Below are 23,984 nucleotides of genomic sequence, written 5' to 3'. Positions count from 1 at the left end.
CTAAGTGCGGCAAGACCCAAAATGCGGGGCCGCAACGTCGGGATCGGCAGATTCACCCGATCTGCGGTTGATATTTCTCCACCACTTGGTCAATCGCGCCGAAAACAGACATGCCGTCCGCATCGCACATCTCGATGCGCACCCGGTCGCCGAATTTCATAAACGGCGTGGTCGGCTTGCCGTCCTTGATGATCTCCAGCACGCGCTTCTCGGCGAGGCAGGAGGAACCTCTGGATTCGTCCTGGTTGGCCACGGTACCGGAACCGACGATGGTGCCTGCAGCCAGCGGCCGCGTCTTGGCCGCATGTGCGATCAACTGCGGAAAATTGAACTGCATATCCGCGCCGGCATTGGGCTCGCCGAACAGCTTGTCGTTGAGGTGCGTGATCAGCGGCAGATGCACCTTGCCGTCCTTCCACGCATCGCCCAGCTCGTCCGGCGTCACCGCGATGGGCGAGAGCGCCGAGCGCGGCTTGCTTTGCAGGAAGCCGAAGCCCTTGCCGAGTTCCGCGGGAATCAGGCTGCGCAGCGATACGTCGTTGATGAGCAGAATCAGCTTGATGTGCTTGGCCGCCGCCTCGGGCGTAACACCCATCGGCACATCGTCCACCACCACGCCGACTTCTGATTCGAAATCTATGCCGTAGTCCTCGCTCGCGGCCTGGATGGGCGCACTGGGTGCGAGAAACGCATCGCTCGCCGCCTGATACATGAGCGGATCGGTAAGGAAACTCGGCGGCATCTCCGCACTGCGCGCCTTGCGTACCCGTTCCACATGCGCGAGATAGGCGCTGCCGTCCACGAACTGCGGTGCACGCGGCATGGCCGCCGCCAACTCCCTGATAGTCACCTTGAAAACACCCGTAGCCTTGCCGGCTGCCAATGTGTCGAACTCAGCCTTGAGCTTCAATTCGGTTTCAGACCAGCTCTCCAGCGCCAATAACAGACTGCCGGCAATATCCGGAACCCGCGTCGCGTTCTCCAGTTTTTTGTCCACAATAATCAGCGTGCCGTCGCGGCCGTTGTTGAGGCTCGCCAGTCGCATACTCGCAGCTCCTTTTGTCAGTCGTCATTCTGCGCCAGCAGGGATCCGGCATCATCGAGTCCCGGGATACCTGCTCTTGCCCGCATGCCAGGCAGAAATGTACTCAGCGCTGGGTCGGATTGAAATGCTTTTTGATGCCCTGCCAGCACTGCCAGTAATCAGTCTGCAATTCCCCCGCGAGCATGGCCTGTTTGGTCGGGTGGATCACCAGGCGTGTCTCGAACATGAAAGCCATGGTATCGGTAACGTGCTGGGGTTTCGAGGTATCCGTGGCAAGCGCCTTCTCGTAGCTGGCGGCGTCCGGCCCGTGACCGCTCATGCAATTGTGCAGCGAAGCGCCGCCCGGCACGAAGCCGCCGCCCTTGCCGCCCTCCTTGGCATCGTACACGCCGGTGATGAGGCCCATGAATTCGCTCGCCACGTTGCGGTGAAACCACGGCGGCCGAAAAGTATGCTCGGCGACCAGCCAGCGCGGCGGAAAAATCGCGAAATCCACGTTGGCCGTGCCGGACGTATCGCTCGGCGAAGTCAGCACCGTGAAAATCGAAGGATCCGGGTGATCGTAGCTGATGGAGCCGATGGTATTGAATCGCGTGAGGTCGTACTTGTACGGCGCGTGATTGCCGTGCCAGGCCACCACGTCGAGCGGCGAGTGGTTCAGCTCCGCCGACCACAACCGGCCCTGGAATTTGCCGACCAGTTCACACTTGCCTTGTACGTCCTCGTAGGCGGCAACCGGATACAGGAAATCCCGCGCGTTGGCCAGAGAGTTGGCGCCGATGGGTCCGAGTTCCGGCAGGCGCAGCGGCGCACCAAAATTTTCTCCCACGTAACCGCGTGCGCTTGCGTCGAGCAGTTCCACGCGAAAGCGCGTGCCGCGCGGAATCACCGCGATTTCCAGCGGCGCGAGGTCGAGCACACCCAACTCCGTAGCAATCCGCAGCCGTCCCTGCTGCGGCACGATGATCAGCTCGCCGTCGGCGTTGTAGAAAAACCGTGCTTGCATGGAGCGGTTGGCGCAATAGATATGGATGCCGCAGCCGCTTTGGGTGGCGGGACTGCCGTTGCCAGCAACCGTGAATAGGCCGTCGAGAAAATCCATGGGCTTGCGTGGCATCGGGAACGGATTCCAGCGCAGACGCTCGGGCGTGACCGGCAATTCATCGAAGCGGCTATGAAAACGGCCCACGCGCAACAACTTGAATGGCATGTGCACGGCGGCCGGGCGGATGCGGTACAGCCAACTGCGGCGGTTGGCGGCGCGCGGCGCGGTGAACGCGCTACCTGTGAACTGTTCGGCATACAGCCCATAGGGCACCGTCTGCGGAGAGTTCTGGCCGACGGGCAGTGCGCCCGGCAGCGCTTCGGTGGAAAACTCGTTGCCGAAACCGGATTGGTAATGGACAGTTTTGCTCGTCAACATCGTACTTTTCGATTCACGCTTGCCAAGCTTTTGCTCCATCGTTGAGACCTCACGAATCCGATAGCTATCAGTCGTCAGGCACTGCTCATTCTACGGCCCACACGGGAGAGAAGCTGGCGCGTTTCCCTCCATGCGTTCAGTGCCTTCCGATGTTCTTAAATCCGTTCACCCTGAGCTTGTCGAAGGGTGCCGGTTTCTGAACGCTGAGATAATAGCAAGACCCGTTCGTACTTCGACCAGCTCAGTACGAACGGATTTTTCAATCATTTTTGGGTTTGCTCTTGGCTAGTCTGCTTACCTCTGCCCAGTCATTGGCTACATATGCCAGCTTTTTGGCGCGACTCCAACCTTTTAACTTACGCTCCATAGTAAGCGCTTCGTAGCGGCTTTCGAATTCCTCAGCATGAATCAGTTTCAATGGCAATCGCCTTGCAGTATAGGCATCTACTTTACTCTGTTCATGCTGCTGTAAACGTCGGCTTAGATTATCGGTGTGACCGATGTACAGCGTTTCATCGGCACACTTCAGGATATACAGTGTAAACATTGCCATCCGTGGCACTCCAATTCAGGACCCTTCGACTTCGCCCTTCGGGCTACGCCTGTCCTGAGCTTGCCGAAGGGCTCAGGGTGAACGGTATTTACATGAACGCCATGGCTACAATACCCCGCGCTTCATCTGTTCGCGCTCGATGGATTCGAACAACGCGGTAAAGTTGCCGTTGCCGAACCCCTCATTGCCCTTGCGCTGGATGATCTCGAAGAAGATCGGGCCGATGCAGTTCTGGGTGAAGATCTGCAGGAGCAGCTTCTTTTTGGTTTCATCGTCCGCGTCCATGAGGATGCGGTTCTTCTGCATGCGCGCCAGGTCTTCGCCGTGGCCGGGAATGCGCTCGTCAATGATCTCGTAATAGGCATCCGGCGTGTCCAGGAATGCCACTTTTTTCGCGCGCATGGCTTCCACCGTGACGTAGATGTCGTTGGTGAACAGCGCGACGTGCTGGATGCCCTCGCCCTTGTATTCGTCCAGATACTCGTTGATCTGGCTTTTCTTGTCGGAGGACTGGTTCAGCGGAATGCGCACCATGCCGTCCGGAGCGGTCATGGCCTTGGACACCAGGCCGGTGCGCGCGCCCTTGATGTCGAAGTAGCGGATCTCGCGGAAATTGAACAGCTGCTGGTAGAAATCCGCGAACTTTTCCATGTTGCCGAAATACAGATTATGCGTGAGGTGGTCAATGAAGGTGAGACCGAAGCCTTTTGGATGCCGCTCCGCGCCCGGCAGATATTCAAACTCCGCGTCGTACACTTCGCCCTGGGCGCCATAGCGATCCACCAGATACAGCATGCTGCCGCCAATGCCGGCAATCACCGGCACGTTCACCGCCTTGCTGGCTTCCTTGTGGGTGATTTTCACCGCGCCTTTGGCCAGTGCCTGCTCTTGCAATTGGGCGGCCGGTTTGCTGAAACGAATGGCAAAACCGCAGGCACAGGGCCCGTGCTTTTTCGCAAAGTCGGCGGCGAATGAATCCGGCTCTTCGTTCACCAGGAAGTTGCACTCGCCCTGGCAATACAGGCTGATCTTGCGGCGCTTGTGCCTGGCCACCCGCGTGAAGCCGAGGCGGGGAAACAGATCGTGCAGGAGTTTGGCGTCGGGCGCGGCAAATTCCACGAACTCGAAGCCGTCCACCCCCATGGGATTCTCGAAGGTGGTGGGGCGCATGCCGATATTGGGTTGGGCGCTCATGGTGTTCCTCCTGCCGCAACGCAAGCGGCAAACAGCGCGCAGTGATGCTGCAATTATACCGTCCGGCCGGGAACCGGCCCAAGGCGGAGATCAGCCAGTCGCGCCAATTTCGGTGCGCACGTCAATCAATTCGGGGAAAAACGTCAGGTCCAGCGCCTGCTTGAGGAATCCCACGCCCGAGGAGCCGCCGGTGCCCTGCTTGTGACCGATGATGCGCTCCACGGTTTTCATGTGGCGGAAGCGCCAGAGCTGGAAATATTCCTCCACATCCACGAGCTTTTCGCACATCTCGTAGGCGTCCCACCAGCGCGCGGTGTCCTGATAAATCAGCTTGAACACGGCGACCACTCCGGAATGGCGTTCGTAGGGCTCGGACCAGTCGCGCTCGACGCGCTCCTTCGGCACCGGCAGGCCGCGGCGCGCCAGATAGCGCAGGAATTCGTCGTAGAGGCTCGGGCGCTTGAGAAGCGACTCCAGCCAGGCGTACGCCTTGGGATCATGCCGGTGCACGCGCAGCAACTCCGCGGCCTTGTTGCCGAGCATGAATTCGAGCGCGCGGTACTGCACCGATTGGAATCCCGAAGCATGCCCCAGCACCGAGCGGAACTCCGCGTATTCGCTTGGCGTCAGGGTCTCGAGCACCGCCCACTGGTTGAACAACTGCATCTGCACGTGCTTGACGCGCGCCAGGATCTTGAAGCACGGCTCGAGCGCGTCGTGCTGCACGTGGCCGAGCGCGGCTTCGAGTTCATGCAGCAGCAATTTGATCCACAGTTCCGAGGTCTGGTGCTGGATGATGAACAGCATCTCGTCGTGGTGCTCGGGACGGCTGAGTGGCACCTGCGCCGAGAGCAGGCGCTCCAGTTGCAGGTAACCCGAGTACGTCAGGCGATCGCGCAGATCGGTGTGGATGCCCTGCTCCAGCTCGCGCTTGTTCGCAGTCATGGCGGTATCCGGTTTGGCAATGAAGGCATTCTAGCCGAGCCCGGTCGCATGCCGACCGGTCGCGCCGCGGGCCTCCTGTATAATGGCGGGCCCGCGGTGCGCGGGAATCCCGGCGTTTCAAGCCGTTACGGACATTTCTCCCCGCAGCCCTCGAGGAGCATGCAGTTTGAAGACCGTCGCCACCTTCGAAATAAAATTCCGGCAGTACCTCGACCCGCAAGGCAAGCTCACGCAGAAGGCCCTGCCCGGGTTCGCCCAGGACACGGGCGAACTCGTGAAGATGTACCGCATGATGTCGCTGGTGCGTGTGTTCGATACCAAGGCCATCGCGCTGCAGCGCACCGGCCAGTTGGGCACGTACGCGTCCTCTCTGGGTCACGAGGCCACGCACGTCGGCATCGGCGCGGCCATGAAACCCGAAGACGCGTTCTTCCCCATGTACCGCGAGTACGGTACGCAGTTCTGGCGAGGCGTAAAGCCTCACGAAGTGCTGCTGTTCTGGGGCGGCGACGAGCGCGGCAACGTGTTCTCCGGACCCACACACGATTTTGCCTGGTGCGTGCCCATCGCCACGCAATATCATCATGCGGCCGGCGCGGCGCTGGCCTTCAAGCTGCGCAAGGAGAAGCGCGTGGCGGTGACCGTGATCGGCGACGGCGGCACTTCGCAAGGCGATTTCTACGAATCCCTGAACGCTGCGGGCGCCTATCAACTGCCGGTGGTGTTCGTGGTCACCAACAACAAATGGGCGATTTCCGTACCGCTCGCCGCGCAAACCGCCTGCGAAACGCTGGCGCAGAAGGCCATCGCCGGCGGCTTCGAGGGCGTGCAGGTGGACGGTAACGACATCATCGCGGTGCGCGACACCATGGAATACGCGCTCGACAAGGCGCGCTCCGGCAAAGGTCCGACCCTGGTCGAGGCACTTACCTACCGCATCAGCGATCACACCACCGCAGATGACGCCACGCGCTATCGCAGCAAGGACGAAGTGGAAGACGCCAAAAGGAAAGAACCGCTGATCCGTATCCGCAAGTACCTCATGGACATCGGCGCCTGGAATCAGAAGCAGGAGGATCAGCTGCTGGCCGAATGCGCCGCACAGATAGACACGGAGGTTAAGGTATATAAGGACACCGGCAAGCCGCCGGTGGCATCCATGTTCGATCACATGTTCGCCAACCTGCCGGAGAGCCTCATCGAACAGCGCGCCGCTGCGATCGCGGAGGGCGAGCACCATGGCTAAGCTCGCAATGGTGGAAGCCATTACCCAGGCGATGGCTTACGAGCTGGAGCACGACCCGGCCGTGGTGGTACTGGGCGAAGACGTGGGCATAAACGGCGGCGTGTTCCGCGCCACCAACGGTCTGCAGCAGCGCTTCGGCAAGGAACGCGTCATGGACACGCCGCTTGCGGAAGCCCTGATCGCCGGCCTGTCCATCGGCATGGCGGCCATGGGCCTGAAGCCGGTGGCGGAAATCCAGTTCTCGGGCTTCATCTATCCCACCGTGGACCAAATGATCAACCACGCCGGGCGGCTGCGCACCCGCACCCGCGGCCGGCTGCACGTGCCCATGGTGCTGCGCGCGCCGTCGGGCGGCGGCATCCACGCGCCCGAGCATCATTCCGAATCCAACGAAGCGCTGTTTGCCCATATGCCGGGCATCCGCGTGGTCATGCCCTCCTCGCCGACGCGCGCTTATGGCTTGCTGCTCGCCGCGATCCGCGACCCCGATCCGGTGGTGTTCCTCGAACCCACGCGGCTGTACCGCATGAACAAGCAGGAAGTCGAGGACAACGGCCAGGCCCTGCCGCTCGATACCTGCTTCGTCTTGCGCGAAGGCGAGGACGTGACGCTGGTATCCTGGGGCGCGATGATCCACGAAAGTCTGCAGGCCGCGGCCAATCTCGCGGAAGAAGGCGTGGGCTGCGAAGTCATTGACCTGGCGACGGTAAGTCCTATTGATTTCGAGACCATCCTGGGATCGGTGGAAAAAACCGGCCGGCTCGTGATCGTGCACGAGGCGCCGCGGAACTGCGGCGTGGGCGCCGAGATCGCAGCCACGGTGGCCGAAAAGGCGATTTATTCGCTGCAAGCACCCGTGGAGCGCATCACCGGCTACGATACCCCGATGCCATTATTCAAGCTGGAGCACGACTACATGCCGAGCGTGGAGCGGGTGATCAAGGGAATTCGCAGGGTTCTGGAGACGTAAATTTCATGCGCCGCATCGCGGCGCCTCCTTGTCCCCTCTCCCCCGGCGGGAGAGGGTAGGGTGAGGGGGAAATCATGGCGGCACAGGGCAGCAATGATGAGGATTTTGAAATGAGAACCTTCAATCTTCCCGACTTGGGCGAAGGTCTGCAGGAAGCCGAGATCGTCAACTGGCTGGTCAAGGAAGGCGACAGCGTCAAGGCGGAACAGCCGCTGGTGTCGGTGGAAACCGCCAAAGCCGTGGTGGACGTGCCCGCCCCCTGGTCCGGCAAGATTCTGAAATTGCACGGCAAGGCCGGCGACATCATTCCCACGCACGCGCCGCTCGTGGATTTCGCACTCGAGGGCGAGGCCTCCTCAAGCAGCGCGCCCGCCAAACCGGCGACCGCGGCCAAACCCGCCGCGAGTAAATCCGTCCCCATTGCCGAAGACAGCGGCACAGTCGTGGGCAGCATGCCCACGAGCACGACGCTGGTGGCGGAAACCGCGATCATCCGCAAGCAACAGAAAAAAGCGCCGGCGCACGTCAAGGCGCTGCCGTCGGTGCGCATTCTCGCCAGGCAAATGGGCGTGGACCTGACTGCCTGTGAACCCAGCGGAAAAAACGACACGGTCACGGCGGACGATGTACGGCGCGCCTCGGAAGGCGCAGGTGCCGTACGCGCAGTTGCGCCGGGCGCCGCGCCGGCCGCGGCGTGGTATCCGCCGCCGGTGCGTACCGATGTCAAATACGGCGTGGCCGAACCGCTGCGCGGACCGCGGCGCGCCATGCACGCCACCATGAGCAAGTCGCGCAGCGAAGTGGCCGCATGTGCGCTGTTCGACGACGCCGACATCCACAACTGGGCGCCGGGTCAGGACATCACGGTGCGCGTCATTCGCGCGATGGTCGCCGGCTGCCGCGCCGAGCCGGAGCTGAACGCCTGGTACAACGGCGAGAAGCTGGAACGCATCCTGCACCGCCAGGTGGACCTCGCGATGGCGGTGGATACCCCCGACGGACTGATCGTGCCGGTACTGCGCAATGTGGATGCCAAGAACAGTGCGCAGCTGCGCGACGATCTCAACCGCACCAAACAGGCGACGCGCAACCGCACGGTAGCCCCCGCCGACATGAAGGACCCGACCATCACGCTGTCCAACTTCGGCATGCTGGCGGGCCGCTACGCCGCGCCGGTGGTGGTGCCGCCGCAGGTGGCCATCCTCGGCACCGGAGGCCTGCGCCACGATGTGGTGCCGGTGCTGGGCGGCATCGAGGTGCACAAGCGCATTCCGCTATCGCTGACCTTCGACCACCGCTGCATCACCGGCGGAACCGCCTGCCGTTTCCTGGCGGCGGTCATCAAGGATCTGGAACGCTCAGTCTGAATTCGCGTGCCGATGCATTGGACGGCGGCCATTACGACTTTTCCCCATGGGCGCACTGGCCGCAACCGCCGGGCAAAAGGCATAAAATAGGCGCACCGCAATTCGCCCTCCGGGGCCAGTGACCATCATGCAGCGCGCCTATTCCAACAGCAAGAACAAGCGTCTCGAAAAAGTCACCGCACTCGCCAAGCAGCACGCCCCCTCTCCAAGCTTCGAACAATTCCTGCAACAGTATTATCACGACATCGCCGAAGAAGACCTGCGGCAGTACACGCCGCAATACCTGTGCAGCGCGGCCCGCAGCCACTGGGAATTCGGGCGCGAACGTCCGGCCGGCGAATTCAGGCTGCGGGTGTTCAATCCCACGGTCAAGCGCGACGGCTGGAAAAGCCCGCATACCATCATCGAGATGGTCAATGGCGACATGCCGTTCCTGGTGGACACCACCATCATGACGCTGACGCGCAACGGCCTCGGCGTGCATCTCACGGTGCACCCGATCCTGTATCTGGCGCGCGACAAACACGGCGTGATCACGCGCTTCGACAGCGGCGATGCGGCGCACGAGAGCGGTCTGGTGGAATCCTGGATGCACATTGAGATTGACCACCAGAGCGACGCCGCCACGCTGAAGAAGCTCGAAAATGAGCTGCGCGCGGCGATGAGCGACGTGCGCGCCACGGTGGACGACTGGCACCTGATACGCGACAAGGTGGGCGAGATCTGCGCCGCCACCGATGCCTACCGCACGATCCTCGGCGATGACGAAGTGGACGAGGGCCAGCGTTTTCTCGAATGGTTGGCCAACAACCACTTCACCTTCCTGGGATTCCGCGAATACCGGCTGGTGGAGGAAAACGGCGAGGACTTGTTGCGCATCGTGCCCGGCTCCGGCCTCGGCATCCTGCGCGACAGCAGCGCCAAGGTCTCGCAGAGCTTTCTGGTGCTGCCCAAGGACGTGCGCCGGCGCGCACGCACGCGCGAATTCATGATCGTGACCAAGGCCAACTCCACGGCCACGGTGCACCGCCCGGGCTACATGGATTACGTGGGCGTGAAGCGTTACGACCAGGCCGGCAACGTCAGCGGCGAATGGCGATTCCTGGGGTTGTTCACCTCCACCGCATACAGCCGCAGCCCGGCCGACACTCCGGTGGTGCGCCGCAAAGTTGCGGAAATCCGCCAGCGCTCGCAGCTGCCGAGCGGCAGCCACGACCTCAAGGCGCTGATGCACATCCTCGAGACGTTCCCGCGCGACGAACTGTTCCAGAGCACGACCGAAGAGCTGTATACCGCAGCCATGGGCGTGGTGCAGTTGCAGGAACGCGCGCGCGTCCGGCTGTTCATCCGGCGCGACAGTTTCGGCCGGTTCTTCTCCTGCCTGCTGTACCTGCCGCGCGACCGCTACAACAGCCAGGTGCGCGGCAAGATCCAGAGCATTCTGCTCACGGCGCTCAACGGCAAGAGCGCCGAGCACGATGTATTCCTTTCGGAATCGGCGCTGGCGCGCATCCAGTTCATCGTGCACACCACGCCCTGGAAACTGCCCGCCTTTGAGCATGCTGCGCTCGAACAGGACATAGCGCGCGCGGTACGCTCCTGGCAAGACGAACTCAAGGAGGCGCTGGTCGAAAAATTCGGCGAAGAGCGCGGCCTGCAGTTGCTGGCGCGCTATGCCAGTGCCTTTCCAGCCGCCTACCAGGACGACGTCAAGGCCAAAGCCGCGGTGTTCGACATCGAACAGCTCGACGCCCTCACCACCGACGAGGGCCTGCGCCTGAGTCTGTACCGCCCGAAACACAGCGCCGCCGGATATCTGCGTTTCAAGATATTCCACCGCGAGCAGGAAATCTCGATTTCCGATGCCCTGCCGATGCTGGAAAACCTGGGCGTACGCGTCATGGGCGAGCGCCCCTACGACATCAGGCTGGCGGACGAGTCCATTTTCTGGATCCAGGACTTCGAACTGATTTATGCCGGCGAGCTGGACGTGGACGCGGTGCGCGACAGCTTCCACGAGCAGTTTGCGCGCGTGTGGCAGGGCGAAGCGGAAAACGACGGCTTCAACCGCCTGGTGCTGACCGCGGGGCTCAACTGGCGCCAGACCACGCTGCTGCGCGCCTGCTGCAAGTACCTGCTGCAGACCAGTCTGACATTCAGTCCGGCCTACATGGAGCGCACGCTGTCGGCGAATCCGCAGATTGCGGCGCTGCTGGTGAAATACTTCGAGGCGCGCCATGACCCCGAAGGCGGCAAGGATCGCGATACGCTCGGCGCGCGTTACGCGGGTGAAATCGACAAGGCGCTGGAGTCGGTAGCGAGTCTCGACGACGACCGCATTCTGCGCAGCTTCTTCAACGTGGCGCGCGCCACGCTGCGCACCAATTATTTCCAGACCCTCAAGGACGGCGGACACAAGCCTTATATCGCCTTCAAGTTCGATCCCGCGCAATTGCCGGAACTGCCGTTGCCCAAGCCGATGTTCGAAATCTGGGTGTACTCGCCGCGCGTCGAGGCGGTGCACTTGCGCGGCGGCAAAGTGGCACGCGGCGGCATCCGCTGGTCGGACCGGCGCGAGGACTTCCGCACCGAGGTACTCGGGCTGATGAAGGCACAGATGGTCAAGAATACGGTGATCGTGCCGGTCGGATCCAAGGGCGGCTATTACGTGAAGCGGCCGCCGGCGAGCGGCAACCGCGAGGATACGCTCAAGGAAAGCATTGCCTGTTACCAGACCTTCATGCGCGGCATGCTGGACCTGACCGACAATATCGTGGACGGCAAGATCGTGCCGCCGCCCGGAGTAGTGCGTCACGACGAGGACGATCCCTATTTGGTAGTGGCGGCCGACAAGGGCACGGCCGCGTTTTCCGACATCGCCAACGGCGTGGCGCGCGAGTATCGCTACTGGCTGGACGACGCCTTCGCCTCCGGCGGCTCGGCCGGTTATGACCACAAGAAAATGGGGATCACCGCCAAGGGCGCGTGGGAATCGGTGAAGCGCCACTTCCGCGAAATGGGCATGGACACGCAGAGCACGGAATTCACCGCGGTCGGCATCGGCGACATGTCGGGTGACGTGTTCGGCAACGGCATGCTGCTGTCGCGCCACATCAAGTTGCTGGCGGCCTTTGATCACCGTCACATCTTTCTCGACCCCAGTCCTGATCCGCAAGTCAGCTTCAAGGAGCGCGAACGCATGTTTAATCTGCCGCGTTCCTCGTGGGCGGATTACGATGCCAAGCTGATTTCCAAAGGCGGCGGCGTGTTCCCGCGCAGCGCCAAAACCGTCAAGCTGTCAGGCGAAGCGCAGCGGGCACTGGGCATCGAAGCCGCACAGCTCACGCCCATGGAACTCATGCGCGCCATCCTCAAGGCACCGGTGGACCTGCTGTGGAACGGAGGCATCGGCACCTACGTGAAATCCGGCGATCAGGAAAACTCGGAGTGCGGCGACCGCGCCAACGACGTGCTGCGCATCAATGGCCGCGAATTGCGCTGCAAGGTGGTGGCCGAAGGCGGCAACCTGGGCTTAACCCAGTTGGGACGCATCGAGTACGCGCTCAACGGCGGCCGGCTCAACACGGATTTCATAGACAACTCCGCGGGCGTGGACACCTCCGATCACGAGGTCAACATCAAGATTCTGCTGAATCTGGCGGTGGCCGACGGCACGCTGACCGAAGCGCAACGCAACACGCTGTTGGCCTCGATGAGCGACGAAGTCGGCGCACTGGTGCTGCGCGACAACTACATGCAGAGCCAGGCGCTGTCCATCGCCGAATCCCAGGCACCGGCGCGTATCAGCGAGCACACCTACCTGATGCGCGCGCTGGAAAAGTCCGGCGTGTTGAACCGCGGCATCGAATTCCTGCCGGGCGACGAGGAACTGAAGAAACGGCGCGCCGCCAAACGCGGCTTGATGCGCCCGGAACTGGCGGTGCTGCTGGCCTACAGCAAGATCGCCATCTACAACGCGCTGCTCGCGTCGGACGTCGCCGAGGATCCGTATCTCGCCAACGAGCTGGAAAACTATTTCCCCACGCCCTTGCGGCGCAAATACCGCGCATTCATGCCCAGACACCGGCTGCGGTCCGAAATCGTCTGTACCGCCATCACCAACAGCCTCGTAAACCGCATGGGTCCGACCTTCGCGCAGCGCATGCAGGAGGAGGCCGGCGTGGGCGTGGCCTCGGTGGCGCGCGCCTACACCATCGCGCGCGAGAGCTTCGATACGGTGGGCATCTGGTCGGCGATTGAAGCGCTTGACAACAAGGTTCCCGCCAACGTGCAGGTGGCCATGTCGGTGCAGACCGCGCGGCTGCTGCGGCACGCCACGCGCTGGCTGCTGGATCATCTGCACGGACAACTGGATATCGCGGCGGTGGTGCCGCAGTATCGCCCGGGCATCGAGACGCTTGCCACTCACATGGCCGCGGTGCTCGGTGACAGCCAGCTCGAAACGTTTCATGCCCTGCAGCAGCAATATCTCGATGTGGGCGTGCCGGCGGCGCTCGCGCAGCAGATTGCCGCGCTGGCCACGCTGTATCCGGCGCTGGATCTGGTGGATGTGGCACGCGACACCGGTTTGCCGGTGGAGGTGGTGGCACGCGTGTATTTCCACATTGGCCGCGAACTCGGTCTCGACTGGCTGCGCGGGCAGATCGAGACACTGGCCGTGGAAGGTCACTGGCAGGCCCAAGCGCGCGCCACGTTGCGCGAAGACCTGTACGCCCAGCAACGCGCCCTCGCGGCGCAGGCGCTCACCGGCGCCAAGGATGCGCGTGCTGCCATGGATAAACTGGATGCCTGGTTTGGCAGAGCTGCCACCCGCACGCAGCATGTGCAGCGCATGCTGGCCGACATGAAAACCGCCAACATCGCCGATTTCCCGAGTCTGTCGGTCGCCGTGCAGGAAGTGCGCAAGCTGGCGCGCGCCAAGAGCGGATAGCGCTTGGTGACCGCCCCGGGCATCACGGACGAGTACCGGCAAATCCTGCGGTCGCTCTCCGACCGCATCGTGGCGGCGCAAAAGCCTATCCGCATCCTCGACCAGGTCAAATGGGACAGCAGCATCCAGGAGGAATTTTTCCGCAACGGCGCCCGGCAACTGCCCGGAATTGACCGTGCGTATTACCAGGCCCGGCCGCTTGGCTTTGACGCACCGTCCAAGCGCGACGAATTCCACCAGATCGAGCTCGACATCCGCCGCAAACTCGGCCCGGAGAATCCGCTCGGCGCCATCATGGCGCGCATGTGCCGCGAATACACCCAGGTGGTGCGCATGCTGGAAGCGCGCGGTACAGAGGATTTCGGCGCGCTGTCGCAACAGCTTTACGGCTCGGCCGGCGACGCCTTCCATGAGGGCGGCCCGACGCTTGTGGATCTCGGCGAGTCGCTCGCCAGGGCGATAGCCAACATTGACCAAAGCGAGCTGCTGAAGCCGCCACCCAAGCACATCGCGGCCGAAGATGCCGTCAAAATCCTGCAGCAGCGACTCAACCAGTCGTTCCGGGAATCGGAAAATACCGCGCGCGTGAAGATCTCGGACGGCATCGAGGCCGATGCCGCCGCCGGCGCCGATTACATCAAACTGCGCAAGGACGCGCGCTTCAACGCGCGCGACCTGCGGCTGCTGGAAGTGCACGAGGGCTGGGTGCATCTCGGCACCACATTCAACGGCGCGACCCAGCCGGTATGCACGTTTCTGTCCAAGGGTCCGCCGTCTTCGACCATCACCCAGGAAGGTCTGGCGGTGCTGGTCGAAATTATTACCTTCGCGTCCTACCCGAGCCGCCTCAAGCGCCTGGCCAACCGCATCCGCGCGGTGCAGCTTGCCGAGCAGGGCGGCAACTTCCTGGACGTGTACAAGTTCTACCTCTATCAGAACCTTGGCGAACCGGCGAGCTACGCCAACGCGGCACGCATCTTCCGCGGCAGCCTGCCCGACGGCCCGCCCTTCACCAAGGACCTGTCGTACAACAAGGGTTTCATCATGATCTACAACTACCTGCGCCTGGCGGTGCACAAGGGCATGCTGCAGCGCATTCCCCTGCTGTTCTGCGGCAAGACCACGCTCGAAGACGTGCGCACGCTCGCGCACGCCGTGGACGAAGGCATCGTCGCGCCGCCCCGGTTTCTGCCGCCACCGTTCGCCGATCTCAACGGACTGTCCGCGTGGATGTGCTATTCCAGCTTCCTCAACAAACTGGATCTCGCCCGTGTCCAGGACGATTACGCCGCGATCCTGTGATTTACCGTCCGGCCCCCCCCCGTTCCAAGGCAAAGGCCACGCAGCGGGCGTGCGGGTACGCTTGATGACCTGCCCAGGGCAAAAATCGTCATATTGCGCAGACCCCGGAGTGTTGATTCATGTTGCCGTCCCGAGGTGTATAAAGCCCTCCCAGTCGCCATGCAGTTGGCACGCCACGTGCTTGATTACGGGACAGAGCATGCTTTTTGGGAATTTTGTCATGCAAAAGAATGACTGGGGTTTCACGCTCATCGAGTTGATGATCGTGATTGCCATCATCGGCATCCTGGCGGCCATTTCCGTGCCCATGTATCAGGACTACATTACACGCACCAAGGTCATGGAGGGGCTGACTCTCTCCGACGAGGCCCAGACTGCGGTGGCCGCCTCATTCCAGTCGTATGGCTACATGCCGGCAGGCGGCAACGCAAGCTCGGCCAACAGCTTCGGCCTGCCTCCGGCAACCAGCATTACGGGCAAGTACGTTTCCAGCGTCGCGGTTGCCGGCGGCACGGGCAAGGTGACGATTACCTACAACAGCCAGGTCGGCGGCGGGGTGGCCAGCGGGAATGTGTTGGTGCTCACCCCCGGCACAATCGTGCATGGTGCGGTTGTTTGGGCCTGCGGATACGCTGCCGTGACTGTCGCCGGCCAGACCGTCGGCGGCCCGGGTTCGGGCACCAATGTGCCAGCCAAATACCTGCCCGCAAACTGCCGTAGCTGACACTTTTGTCACAAACCGACAATTTTGCCTGCCGCACGCCGCGGCACCCAAACGAAAGCATCGCAAAGGCTGGAAATCCAAGGGGCTTACGTTGGCATGGGGATTGCTTGAGTAATTGTGACCGCGCACGTGCGCACCACTAGCTTTTGGGAGACAACTCATGAACAAGGTCCAGAAGGGTTTTACCCTCATCGAACTGATGATCGTCATCGCGATCATCGGCATCCTGGCGGCCATCGCCATTCCGCAGTATCAGGACTATGTGACCCGTTCCAAAGTCACGGAAGGCCTGAGCTTGGTCCAGGCGCCGGAGACGGCAGTTGCTGAAACCTATCAGTCCTTCGGCCACATGCCGGGCAGCGGCAATGCGGCGAGCGGCAACAGCTTCGGCCTGCCGGCCGCTGCGAGCATCCAGGGCAAATACATAAAGAGCGTTCTGCTCAGTACGGGAACGAACCCTCTGACCATCTCCATCACCTATAACGCTCAGGTGGGCGGCGGTGTGGCGAGCGGCCAACTACTGGTTATGACGGCTGTGACAGGTGCGGCTTCTGTGGCTTGGGTTTGCGGCAATGCCACTGCCACTGTCAACAACAAATCAGTTACGGGAGCAGGGACCACGGTACCCTCCAAGTATCTGCCTTCGAACTGCCGTCCGTAAACGACGCACTTTGTTTGGTATGATTCCTGCCCCGGCTTTCAGCCGGGGCATTTTTTTGCCCGGACGCTGATAGCGTGAAATCCCCGACTCTGCGCGTGCAGCGCCTGCTGCTGACGATCGCCGTGCCGGCCCTGCTCGCGGCCGTGGCGCTGGCCTACGCGCCGGGGCTGAGCGGGGATTTCATGTTCGACGATATCACCAACATCGTCATGAACCCGTTCCTGCCGCTCGACCATCTGAGTGTGCACGAGCTGTTGCGTGCGGCCTTCTCGGTGCGCTCCGGTCCGCTGTACCGGCCCATCAGCATGCTGAGCTTCGCGCTCAACCTGTACATTTTCGGACCGCACCCGTATTCCTTCAAGCTCGTGAACGTGGTCATCCACCTGGCGAATGCGCTGCTCGTGCTTTGGCTCACCCGGCGGATGCTCAGCAACTGCCGGCGCCGTTACGGGTTCGAGTGGAGTTCCAGCACCCTCAACTGGGCGAGCGTGATCATCGCCGCGGCGTGGGCGCTGCATCCGTTGAATCTCACCGCCGTGCTCTACATCGTGCAGCGCATGACCAGTCTCGCCGCGCTGTGCACGCTGGCGGCCATGCTGGCCTACATGTACGGCCGCGAGCGCTCCCTCGCCGGCCGACGCGGCTGGCCGCTGGTATGGCTGCTCACACCCCTGTTCGGCGTGATCGGGCTGTTCTGCAAAGAAGATGCGGCGCTGCTGCCGCTCTATCTGCTGGTCATCGAGTGGCTGGTGTTCGGCTTCCGCAACCAGCACGGACAGACGTCGAGAAATGTGCTGGCATTTTATGCGCTGGGACTGGTGTTGCCGGGACTGGCGGGCGGCGCCCTGCTCATCCACCAGCGTTTCTGGGAGGGTTTTGCAGGCCGCGATTTCACCCTGCCGGAAAGGGTCTTGACCGAGTTCCGGGTGGTGTTGCTGTACGTGAAATGGACCTTCTTTCCCGACATCCGCGAGCTGGCGCTGTATCACGACGACATCCGGGCCTCCACGGGCCTGCTGCATCCGCTGACCACGCTCTGGAGCCTGTTGGCGCTGATCGCAATGTTGGCATTGGCATTCTGGCAGCGTCGCAAACGCCCGCTTGTGTGTCTCGGCATCCTGTTTTTCTTCGCCGGGCAGATGATGGAATCCACGGTGCTGCCGCTGGAACTCGCGTTCGAGCATCGCAATTACCTGCCCGACTACGGCCTGATTCTGGCGTTCTTCAGCCTGTTGCTGTTGCCGGTCCACACCGGCCGCAGGTATCTGCGCGCTTCACTGAGCTGGACGCTCGCGGCCATCATCCTGCCGGTGCTGTTTGGCGCCTTGTTGCTGCGATCCTGGGAGTGGAAAGACCCGTTGAGCTTCTCGTATTACGAAACCCTGCATCATCCCCAGTCGCAGCGCGCACAGTACGGACTCGGCCAGGTTTATGCCAATCTGGCCTTGAGAGGTAACTTGAAAAATCCGGAGCTTGCGGTGCAGACGCTGGCCAAGAGCGCCAAGCTCAGCAACGACATCATGCCGGACGTGGCCATGATGATCGTGGCGGCCGGATTGAATTTGCCCATCGAACCCGCTTGGGAGAATCATGCCCAATGGCTGTTGCAGAACCTGCCTTTCAATTCGCAGGACGAGGCCTCGTTCGACAGTCTGGTGAACTGTCTTCCCACAAGCTGCAAGGTGCTAATGCCACAGGCTGGTGTGCTGTTCGACAGCGTGCTCAGGCCGGGAAGCCGTGCGCGTACGACACTCAGCAATCCGAACTTCTGGGTAATTTACGGCAATTATCTGACTTTCACCGGCCGGCCGCTGAACGAGGTGGTCGCTACCCTGGAAAAAGCAGCGGCCTTGGCTCCAACAGTTCCGATCTACCGCATCAATCTGGCAAAAGGTTACATAGTCACCGGGGATTTGCCGGCCGCTGAGCAGCAGATACAGGCGCTCAAGCGGCTCAACTTTCTCGGCCACCTGGATACCGATATCCGGCAACTCAACGAACGTCTGGCGAGCGCACGCACCCGCGCCAATGACGAGACGCCGGAAACGAATGGGACACCGGGTGCCAAAACACTCCACTGACAGCCACGCATAACCACCGACTTGTGAACACCGATTACGCGACAAATTTTCCGGGCATGGGTTATCCTGAGTTGCCCGGCAACACCTGAATTCATCCCTGCATGTTCCCGCGCCGGATCTACACGTATGCCGCGATTGCAGGAATCCTGATCCTGACCGTGGCGGCCTATTTCCCGGGCCTGCGCGGACCGTTCGTTTTCGATGACATCACCAACGTAGTCCAAAACGGCGCGCTGGCCATCCACAGCCTGCGCTGGGACCAGTTCATGCACGCGGCGTTGTCTTCCGATGCCGGGCCCACGCGACGGCCGCTCAGCTCGCTGTCGTTTGCGCTGAACATCTATTTCGCAGGACTGGAACCCTCCGCTTTCAAGGCGGTGAATCTCGCCATTCATTTGTTGTGCGGGCTGCTGTTTCTGGTCCTGCTGCAACAGGTTTTTGGCTTCTGGCACCGCACCGGAGCCATCGCATCGGCCGCCGCAGCACAATGGCTGCCGTTGTTGTGCACCGGCGCCTGGCTGCTGCATCCGCTGAATGTCACCGCCGTGCTGTACGTGGTGCAGCGCGAAACCAGCTTGTGTTCGCTCTTCATGCTGCTGGGCTGCGTGCTGTATTGCCACGGCCGGCTGCGGCTGTTGTCCGGGCACAGGGGCTGGTGGTGGATTTTTCCCGGTACTGCCGTCGCCGGCCTGCTGGCATTTGCCAGCAAAGAGACCGCCGTGCTGCTGCCGGTCTATCTGCTGGTGCTGGAGTTCTGCGTATTCCGCTTTGCCATTCAGCCAGCAGACCCGGGGGGATCCGTAAAGGTCCTGTCACGCTACGGGCTGTGGATTTTTTATCTGGTGTTTCTGGCGCTGCCGCTGGGCATCGGCATTCTCTGGCTGTTCGTCCTGCATCATGGCCTGGCGTTCAGCTATGCCAGCCGGGATTACACCCTCGGCGAACGGCTGCTCACCGAGTCGCGCGTGGTCTGGGATTACATCCGCTGGACGCTGTACCCGCGCCTGCCGGATCTGGGCCTGTATCACGATGACATCCCGATTTCTCAAGGCCTGCTGGCGCCGGTCACCACGCTGCTGTCCATCCTCGGCCTCGTGGCGTTGCTCGTGGCCGCTGCATTCACCCGCAACCGGCGGCCCTGGATCTGTTTCGGCATTCTCTGGTTTTTCACCGGCCAGCTGCTGGAGTCCACGGTTTTTCCGCTGGAGATCGCCTTCGAGCACCGCAATTACCTAGCGGACATGGGCGTGCTCGTCGCAGTGTTCGGTTTCATCCTCACTGAGCCCTCGCGCTATATCAAAACGCCGCTGCGCGTCGGCATCCTGGTCGCATTCACCCTCACCTTCGGCGCGCTCACCGGTATGCGCGCCTATATCTGGCGCAGCACACTGTCGCTCGTGGAAGTACAGGCAGCCAATCATCCACGTTCGCCCTATGCCACCTATGCACTCGGTGAAGCGCTGACCAATGAGGTTTTGGCGGGAGAAAATAAACTTTTGCCTGCGGCCATTGAGGCCCTGCGGCATTCGGCGGACTTGCCCAATTCCGGCATCATCGCGGGCGCCGCGCTCGCGCTGCTTGAAAGCCAGACCACCGGGAACAACGATCCGGCCAACTTTGCCCACATGGCGCAGCGCCTGCGCACCCGTCCCATTTCGGCTTCCGATCAGCAGGGGCTGGTGGCGCTGGTTCAGTGCCAGAACGCCGATAATTGCCATTTCCCGCCATCGGCACTGCGCGCGCTGTTCGAAGCGGCCATGGCGAATCCGCGCCTGCGGAAGGTTTCCGGCACCTACGCAAACATTCTTACCGATTACGGGAATTTCCTCGGCCAGGGACAGGACAAGGACCTGAAAAAAAGCCGCAGCCTCATGCAACAGGCCGCTGACGCGGTGCCGTCCGAGCCCCAATACCGCATCAACGTGGTCATCCTGGATATTGCCCTGCAGGATCCGGCCAGGGCGGAGCGCGATTTGCAGAAAGTCCGCGCGCTCAACCAGCTGGGCAATCTACGCGCAACCATTGCCAATCTGCAAAAGCAGATTGATGACCTCGAGCGGGTGCCCGAGGCAACCACCAGACCGGTGCCGCCGGCGCCGGGCGCTGCGAGCGGCGATTGACAATGCTATAGTGCCGCGCGGTTCGGGGACCGAGCATATTCCATGTCAAAGCAATTCCCGTCACTCAGTATCATTTTGCCCGCCAAAGATGAAGCTGCGGCACTACCCAGCGTGCTGGGCAGTCTGCATAAGCTCTATCCGCAAGCCGAACTGTTGGTGGTGGATGACGGCTCCAGAGACGCCACCGCCAAAGTGTCAAGCGAATGCGGGGCCCGGATCATCCACCACCCCTATTCCATGGGCAATGGTGCGGCCATCAAATCCGGAGTGCGCGCTGCCGGCGGCGATATTCTGGTGTTCATGGATGCCGACGGCCAGCATAATCCGAATGACATTGCCCGTTTACTGGAGTGTCTCGAACAAGGCTTTGACATGGTGGTCGGCGCGCGCACCCGCAATTCCCAGGCTTCATTCGGGCGCAGTTTTGCGAACGGTGTTTATAACCTGCTAGCAAGCTGGATGGTTGGGCACCGCATCCAGGACCTGACTTCCGGGTTTCGCGCCGTCAGGGCGGAACGATTCAGGGAATTCCTGCATCTGCTGCCCAACACTTTTTCCTATCCCACTACCAGCACCATGGCGTTTTTCCGCGCCGGTTACGGTATCGCTTATGTACCGATTGCCGCCGCAAAGCGCATCGGCAAAAGCCACATCCGGCCGCTGCACGATGGCATACGTTTTCTGCTCATCATATTCAAGGTTGCGACCCTGTATTCGCCGCTGAAGATATTCCTGCCGATCAGTGTCGTGTTCTTTCTGCTTGGATTGGCGTGGTACATCTACACCTTTATCTCGACTCATCATTTCACCGTCATGAGCGCGTTGCTGTTTGTCACGGCCGTGCTGGTATTTCTTATCGGCCTGATATCGGAACAGATTACCAACCTGTTGTTCATCCGTGGCAATAAAAACTGACGCACGGACTGTAGACTGGTGACACGCATCCTGCTGATAACCCGCAACCTGCCGCCGTTGGTGGGCGGGATGGAGCGCCTGAACTGGCATATGGCAGACGAGTTGGCAAAACGCGCCGAAGTACGCGTGGTCGGCCCGGTCGGGTCCGCCGCCCTGGCGCCAAAACACGTTCAAGTCCTCGAGGCACCTCTGAAACCCCTGGTCCGATATCTTGTGCGCGCGCGACAACTGGCACGGCACGCAGCCGAACATTGGCGACCGGATATCGTAATCGCGGGAAGCGGACTCACCGCACCACTGGCCCGTTCCGCCGCACGCCGCTGCAACGCTCACACCGCAGTCTACGTACATGGGCTGGATGTCGCGGCCAAGAACGCGATTTACCGTGCACTGTGGCTGCCGGCAATCAGGCGCATGCAGCGCGTCATCGCCAACAGTCGTGCCACAGCCGATGGATGCCGCGCAGCGGGTGTATCGCCCGAGCGTATCGGCATCGTACACCCCGGAGTCACGCTGCCAGACCCGAAGATAAATCCACAGCGCCTGCATGATTTCCGGCTGCGGCATGCGCTTGGGGACAAACCCGTACTGCTGTCCGTAGGCAGACTCTCCAGCCGCAAAGGGCTAAGAGAGTTCGTCGCCCATTGCCTGCCGCGTATCGTGGCGCATTCTCCGGACACGGCGCTGCTGATCGTCGGCGCTCCACCCCGACAGGCCTTGCACGCCCAAGCGCAAACGCCGGAGAGCATCACCGCTGCGGCTGCAGCAGCGGGCGTGGCCGGCAACATCCGCTTCCTGGGTGTGATTACCGACTATGACGAACTCAGCACAATTTACGCTGCCGCGGACGTGCATGTATTTCCCGTGCGGGAAATCGGGGGTGACCCGGAAGGCTTCGGCATGGTGGCCGTGGAGGCTGCGGCAAACGGACTGCCCACGGTGGCGTTTGCCACCGGCGGTGTCGTTGATGCCGTCGCAGAAGATCGCTCCGGGCATCTTGTTGCGCCCGGCGATTACACGGCTTTTGCAGACAGCGTATTGCGTATTCTCGCCGGCCGCGATGCGTTGCATGCCAGCAGCATTGAGTTTGCCCAGCAATTCGCCTGGCCGGAATTTGGCATACAAATCGTCGCACAGCTGGCGCACGTCGTCCCACAGCTACGCTGATATTCGGGCAGACATGAACACACACAGCCTGGAATGTCAGCCGCATGCAATGCTCGACTTGTCATCGCACGACTGCAAGGCCCTGATGATTGAACGCCTGACGGGCAACGCGCCTGATTCAGCGGTGATGCCATTGCTCCGGATTAATCCTGCCTTGATTTACCGCTTCGACACACTAGCCGCATGAACGCCAGGCGAGGGCCTGCAGTCTGGTTGCCGGCGGTGCGCGCTAGAACAGGTGCGGATGTATTTACACAGCGGCTTGCCAACGGGCTGATCGAGCGCGGCATGCGTGCTGAAATCACCTGGCTGCCGCTGCACGCGGAGTACGCGCCATGGACCGTCCCCATTCCACCACCTCCGGTCTGGGCCAATGTTGTGCACGTCAACACCTGGTTGCATTCACGGTTTCTGCCGACAAGCTTGCCCGTGGTTGCGACCATCCATCACGCGGTGCACCACCCTGATGCCAGGGCCTACAAGGGGACCGCCCGCGCCGTGTATCACCGATACTGGATCGCGCCCAACGAACGCCGTGTGCTGCGTCGCGCCGACCGTGTCGTGGCAGTCAGCCGCTTTGTGGCCGACACCACCATGCAAACCTTGGTGAATATGCCGATACAGGTCATCTACAACGGCATTGATACCGATCGATGGCGACCGGGTAATCGCCAGCGTCGCGCTGACGAACCATTCCGGCTGTTGTATGTGGGAAGCTGGAAGAAGCTGAAAGGTGTGGACCTGCTGGCTCCGATCATGCGCGACCTCGGCAATGGATTTGAACTGCGTTATACCAGCGGCACGACGGCCGAACGGGACCGGCGAGACATGCCGGACAACATGCGCGATATCGGCAGGCTGAAAAGCGAGGACGCCGTGATCGCGGCCATGCAGGAAGCCGATGCGTTGCTATTCCCCTCGCGCAGCGAAGGCTTTGGCCTGGTCGCAGCGGAAGCGATGGCGTGCGGATTGCCGGTGATCGCCGTGCAGGCATCCTCGATACCGGAAATCGTCGACGATGGCGTTACCGGTATACTGTGCCGCCAAGACGACGTCGTGATGTTTGCGAATGCCGCGAGGACACTGGCGCACGACGGCGCGTTGTTCGGCAAGATATCTCGGAGTGCCAGGAGTCTGGCAGCGCAGAGATTTTCCATTGATGCGATGTGCACCGCTTACGAGAATGTGTATGCAACCTGCATCAGCAATCACCCACTGGTCGCGCGGCCGACTTGATCTGATGCGTGCTTGCCCCGCCTGTGGGGCAAGAGTCGTGTCTGCAATCTATTCCCGTCGCGACGACGTGCTTGCGCTCGAGGA

At 61.7% G+C, this 23,984-nt stretch carries 18 protein-coding genes; 13 read left to right on the top strand and 5 right to left on the bottom strand.

The window, feature by feature from the left end:
* Window positions 1-52 precede the first annotated feature (52 nt).
* The 5 genes from VJR90_10690 to VJR90_10670 all read right to left on the bottom strand — a co-directional run bounded on the left by VJR90_10690 (window position 53) and on the right by VJR90_10670 (window position 5,160).
* Window positions 53-1,045 (bottom strand): fumarylacetoacetate hydrolase family protein, encoded by a 993-nt coding sequence (locus VJR90_10690; protein HKV97938.1) that lies wholly within the window; start codon window positions 1,043-1,045, stop codon window positions 53-55.
* A 103-nt stretch (window positions 1,046-1,148) separates the two neighbouring features.
* Window positions 1,149-2,468 carry a homogentisate 1,2-dioxygenase gene (gene hmgA, locus VJR90_10685; protein HKV97937.1) on the bottom strand — a complete coding sequence of 440 codons (1,320 nt, stop codon included), beginning with the start codon at window positions 2,466-2,468 and terminating at the stop codon, window positions 1,149-1,151.
* Window positions 2,469-2,727: 259 nt separating this feature from the next.
* Window positions 2,728-3,021 (bottom strand): GIY-YIG nuclease family protein, encoded by a 294-nt coding sequence (locus tag VJR90_10680; GenBank protein HKV97936.1) that lies wholly within the window; start codon window positions 3,019-3,021, stop codon window positions 2,728-2,730.
* Between the two features lie 105 nt (window positions 3,022-3,126).
* A complete protein-coding gene (hppD, locus tag VJR90_10675) occupies window positions 3,127-4,215 on the bottom strand; it encodes a 4-hydroxyphenylpyruvate dioxygenase (protein ID HKV97935.1) in 1,089 nt (362 codons plus the stop codon).
* A gap of 90 nt (window positions 4,216-4,305) precedes the next feature.
* On the bottom strand, window positions 4,306-5,160 hold the full coding sequence (locus tag VJR90_10670; GenBank protein HKV97934.1) for a tryptophan 2,3-dioxygenase family protein: 855 nt from the start codon (window positions 5,158-5,160) through the stop codon (window positions 4,306-4,308).
* Window positions 5,161-5,326: 166 nt separating this feature from the next.
* On the opposite strand from VJR90_10670, the gene pdhA reads away from it, so the two are divergent.
* The 13 genes from pdhA to VJR90_10605 all read left to right on the top strand — a co-directional run bounded on the left by pdhA (window position 5,327) and on the right by VJR90_10605 (window position 23,900).
* On the top strand, window positions 5,327-6,406 hold the full coding sequence (pdhA, locus tag VJR90_10665; GenBank protein HKV97933.1) for a pyruvate dehydrogenase (acetyl-transferring) E1 component subunit alpha: 1,080 nt from the start codon (window positions 5,327-5,329) through the stop codon (window positions 6,404-6,406).
* On the top strand, window positions 6,399-7,376 hold the full coding sequence (locus tag VJR90_10660; GenBank protein ID HKV97932.1) for an alpha-ketoacid dehydrogenase subunit beta: 978 nt from the start codon (window positions 6,399-6,401) through the stop codon (window positions 7,374-7,376). Before pdhA ends, VJR90_10660 begins: the two co-directional genes overlap by 8 nt.
* A 110-nt stretch (window positions 7,377-7,486) precedes the next feature.
* On the top strand, window positions 7,487-8,743 hold the full coding sequence (locus tag VJR90_10655) for a dihydrolipoamide acetyltransferase family protein (protein ID HKV97931.1): 1,257 nt from the start codon (window positions 7,487-7,489) through the stop codon (window positions 8,741-8,743).
* Window positions 8,744-8,870: 127 nt separating this feature from the next.
* Window positions 8,871-13,694 carry an NAD-glutamate dehydrogenase gene (locus tag VJR90_10650; protein HKV97930.1) on the top strand — a complete coding sequence of 1,608 codons (4,824 nt, stop codon included), beginning with the start codon at window positions 8,871-8,873 and terminating at the stop codon, window positions 13,692-13,694.
* 3 nt (window positions 13,695-13,697) lie between these two features.
* The gene (locus VJR90_10645) at window positions 13,698-14,996 is read left to right on the top strand and encodes a flavohemoglobin expression-modulating QEGLA motif protein (GenBank protein ID HKV97929.1); all 1,299 of its coding nucleotides are present in this window, start codon (window positions 13,698-13,700) and stop codon (window positions 14,994-14,996) included.
* A 220-nt stretch (window positions 14,997-15,216) separates the two neighbouring features.
* Window positions 15,217-15,720 carry a pilin gene (locus VJR90_10640; protein HKV97928.1) on the top strand — a complete coding sequence of 168 codons (504 nt, stop codon included), beginning with the start codon at window positions 15,217-15,219 and terminating at the stop codon, window positions 15,718-15,720.
* Window positions 15,721-15,880: 160 nt separating this feature from the next.
* Complete coding sequence (locus VJR90_10635) at window positions 15,881-16,381, top strand: pilin (GenBank protein HKV97927.1); 501 nt, start codon at window positions 15,881-15,883, stop codon at window positions 16,379-16,381.
* A gap of 74 nt (window positions 16,382-16,455) precedes the next feature.
* On the top strand, window positions 16,456-18,462 hold the full coding sequence (locus VJR90_10630; GenBank protein ID HKV97926.1) for a hypothetical protein: 2,007 nt from the start codon (window positions 16,456-16,458) through the stop codon (window positions 18,460-18,462).
* 101 nt (window positions 18,463-18,563) lie between these two features.
* A complete protein-coding gene (locus VJR90_10625) occupies window positions 18,564-20,582 on the top strand; it encodes a hypothetical protein (protein ID HKV97925.1) in 2,019 nt (672 codons plus the stop codon).
* A 42-nt stretch (window positions 20,583-20,624) separates the two neighbouring features.
* On the top strand, window positions 20,625-21,497 hold the full coding sequence (locus tag VJR90_10620) for a glycosyltransferase family 2 protein (GenBank protein HKV97924.1): 873 nt from the start codon (window positions 20,625-20,627) through the stop codon (window positions 21,495-21,497).
* A gap of 18 nt (window positions 21,498-21,515) precedes the next feature.
* Window positions 21,516-22,664, top strand: a complete 1,149-nt coding sequence (locus VJR90_10615) for a glycosyltransferase family 4 protein (GenBank protein ID HKV97923.1) — start codon at window positions 21,516-21,518, stop codon at window positions 22,662-22,664.
* Window positions 22,665-22,677: 13 nt separating this feature from the next.
* Window positions 22,678-22,851 carry a hypothetical protein gene (locus VJR90_10610; protein ID HKV97922.1) on the top strand — a complete coding sequence of 58 codons (174 nt, stop codon included), beginning with the start codon at window positions 22,678-22,680 and terminating at the stop codon, window positions 22,849-22,851.
* Complete coding sequence (locus VJR90_10605; protein HKV97921.1) at window positions 22,848-23,900, top strand: glycosyltransferase family 4 protein; 1,053 nt, start codon at window positions 22,848-22,850, stop codon at window positions 23,898-23,900. The genes VJR90_10610 and VJR90_10605 overlap by 4 nt, the downstream gene beginning before the upstream one ends.
* Window positions 23,901-23,984: the final 84 nt, after the last annotated feature.

The organism is Gammaproteobacteria bacterium, assembly GCA_035279405.1.
Lineage (GTDB): Bacteria > Pseudomonadota > Gammaproteobacteria > Natronospirales > REEB76 > REEB76.
Note: the sequence above shows the minus strand (reverse complement) of the source record. Positions and strands in the feature narration are given on the sequence as shown.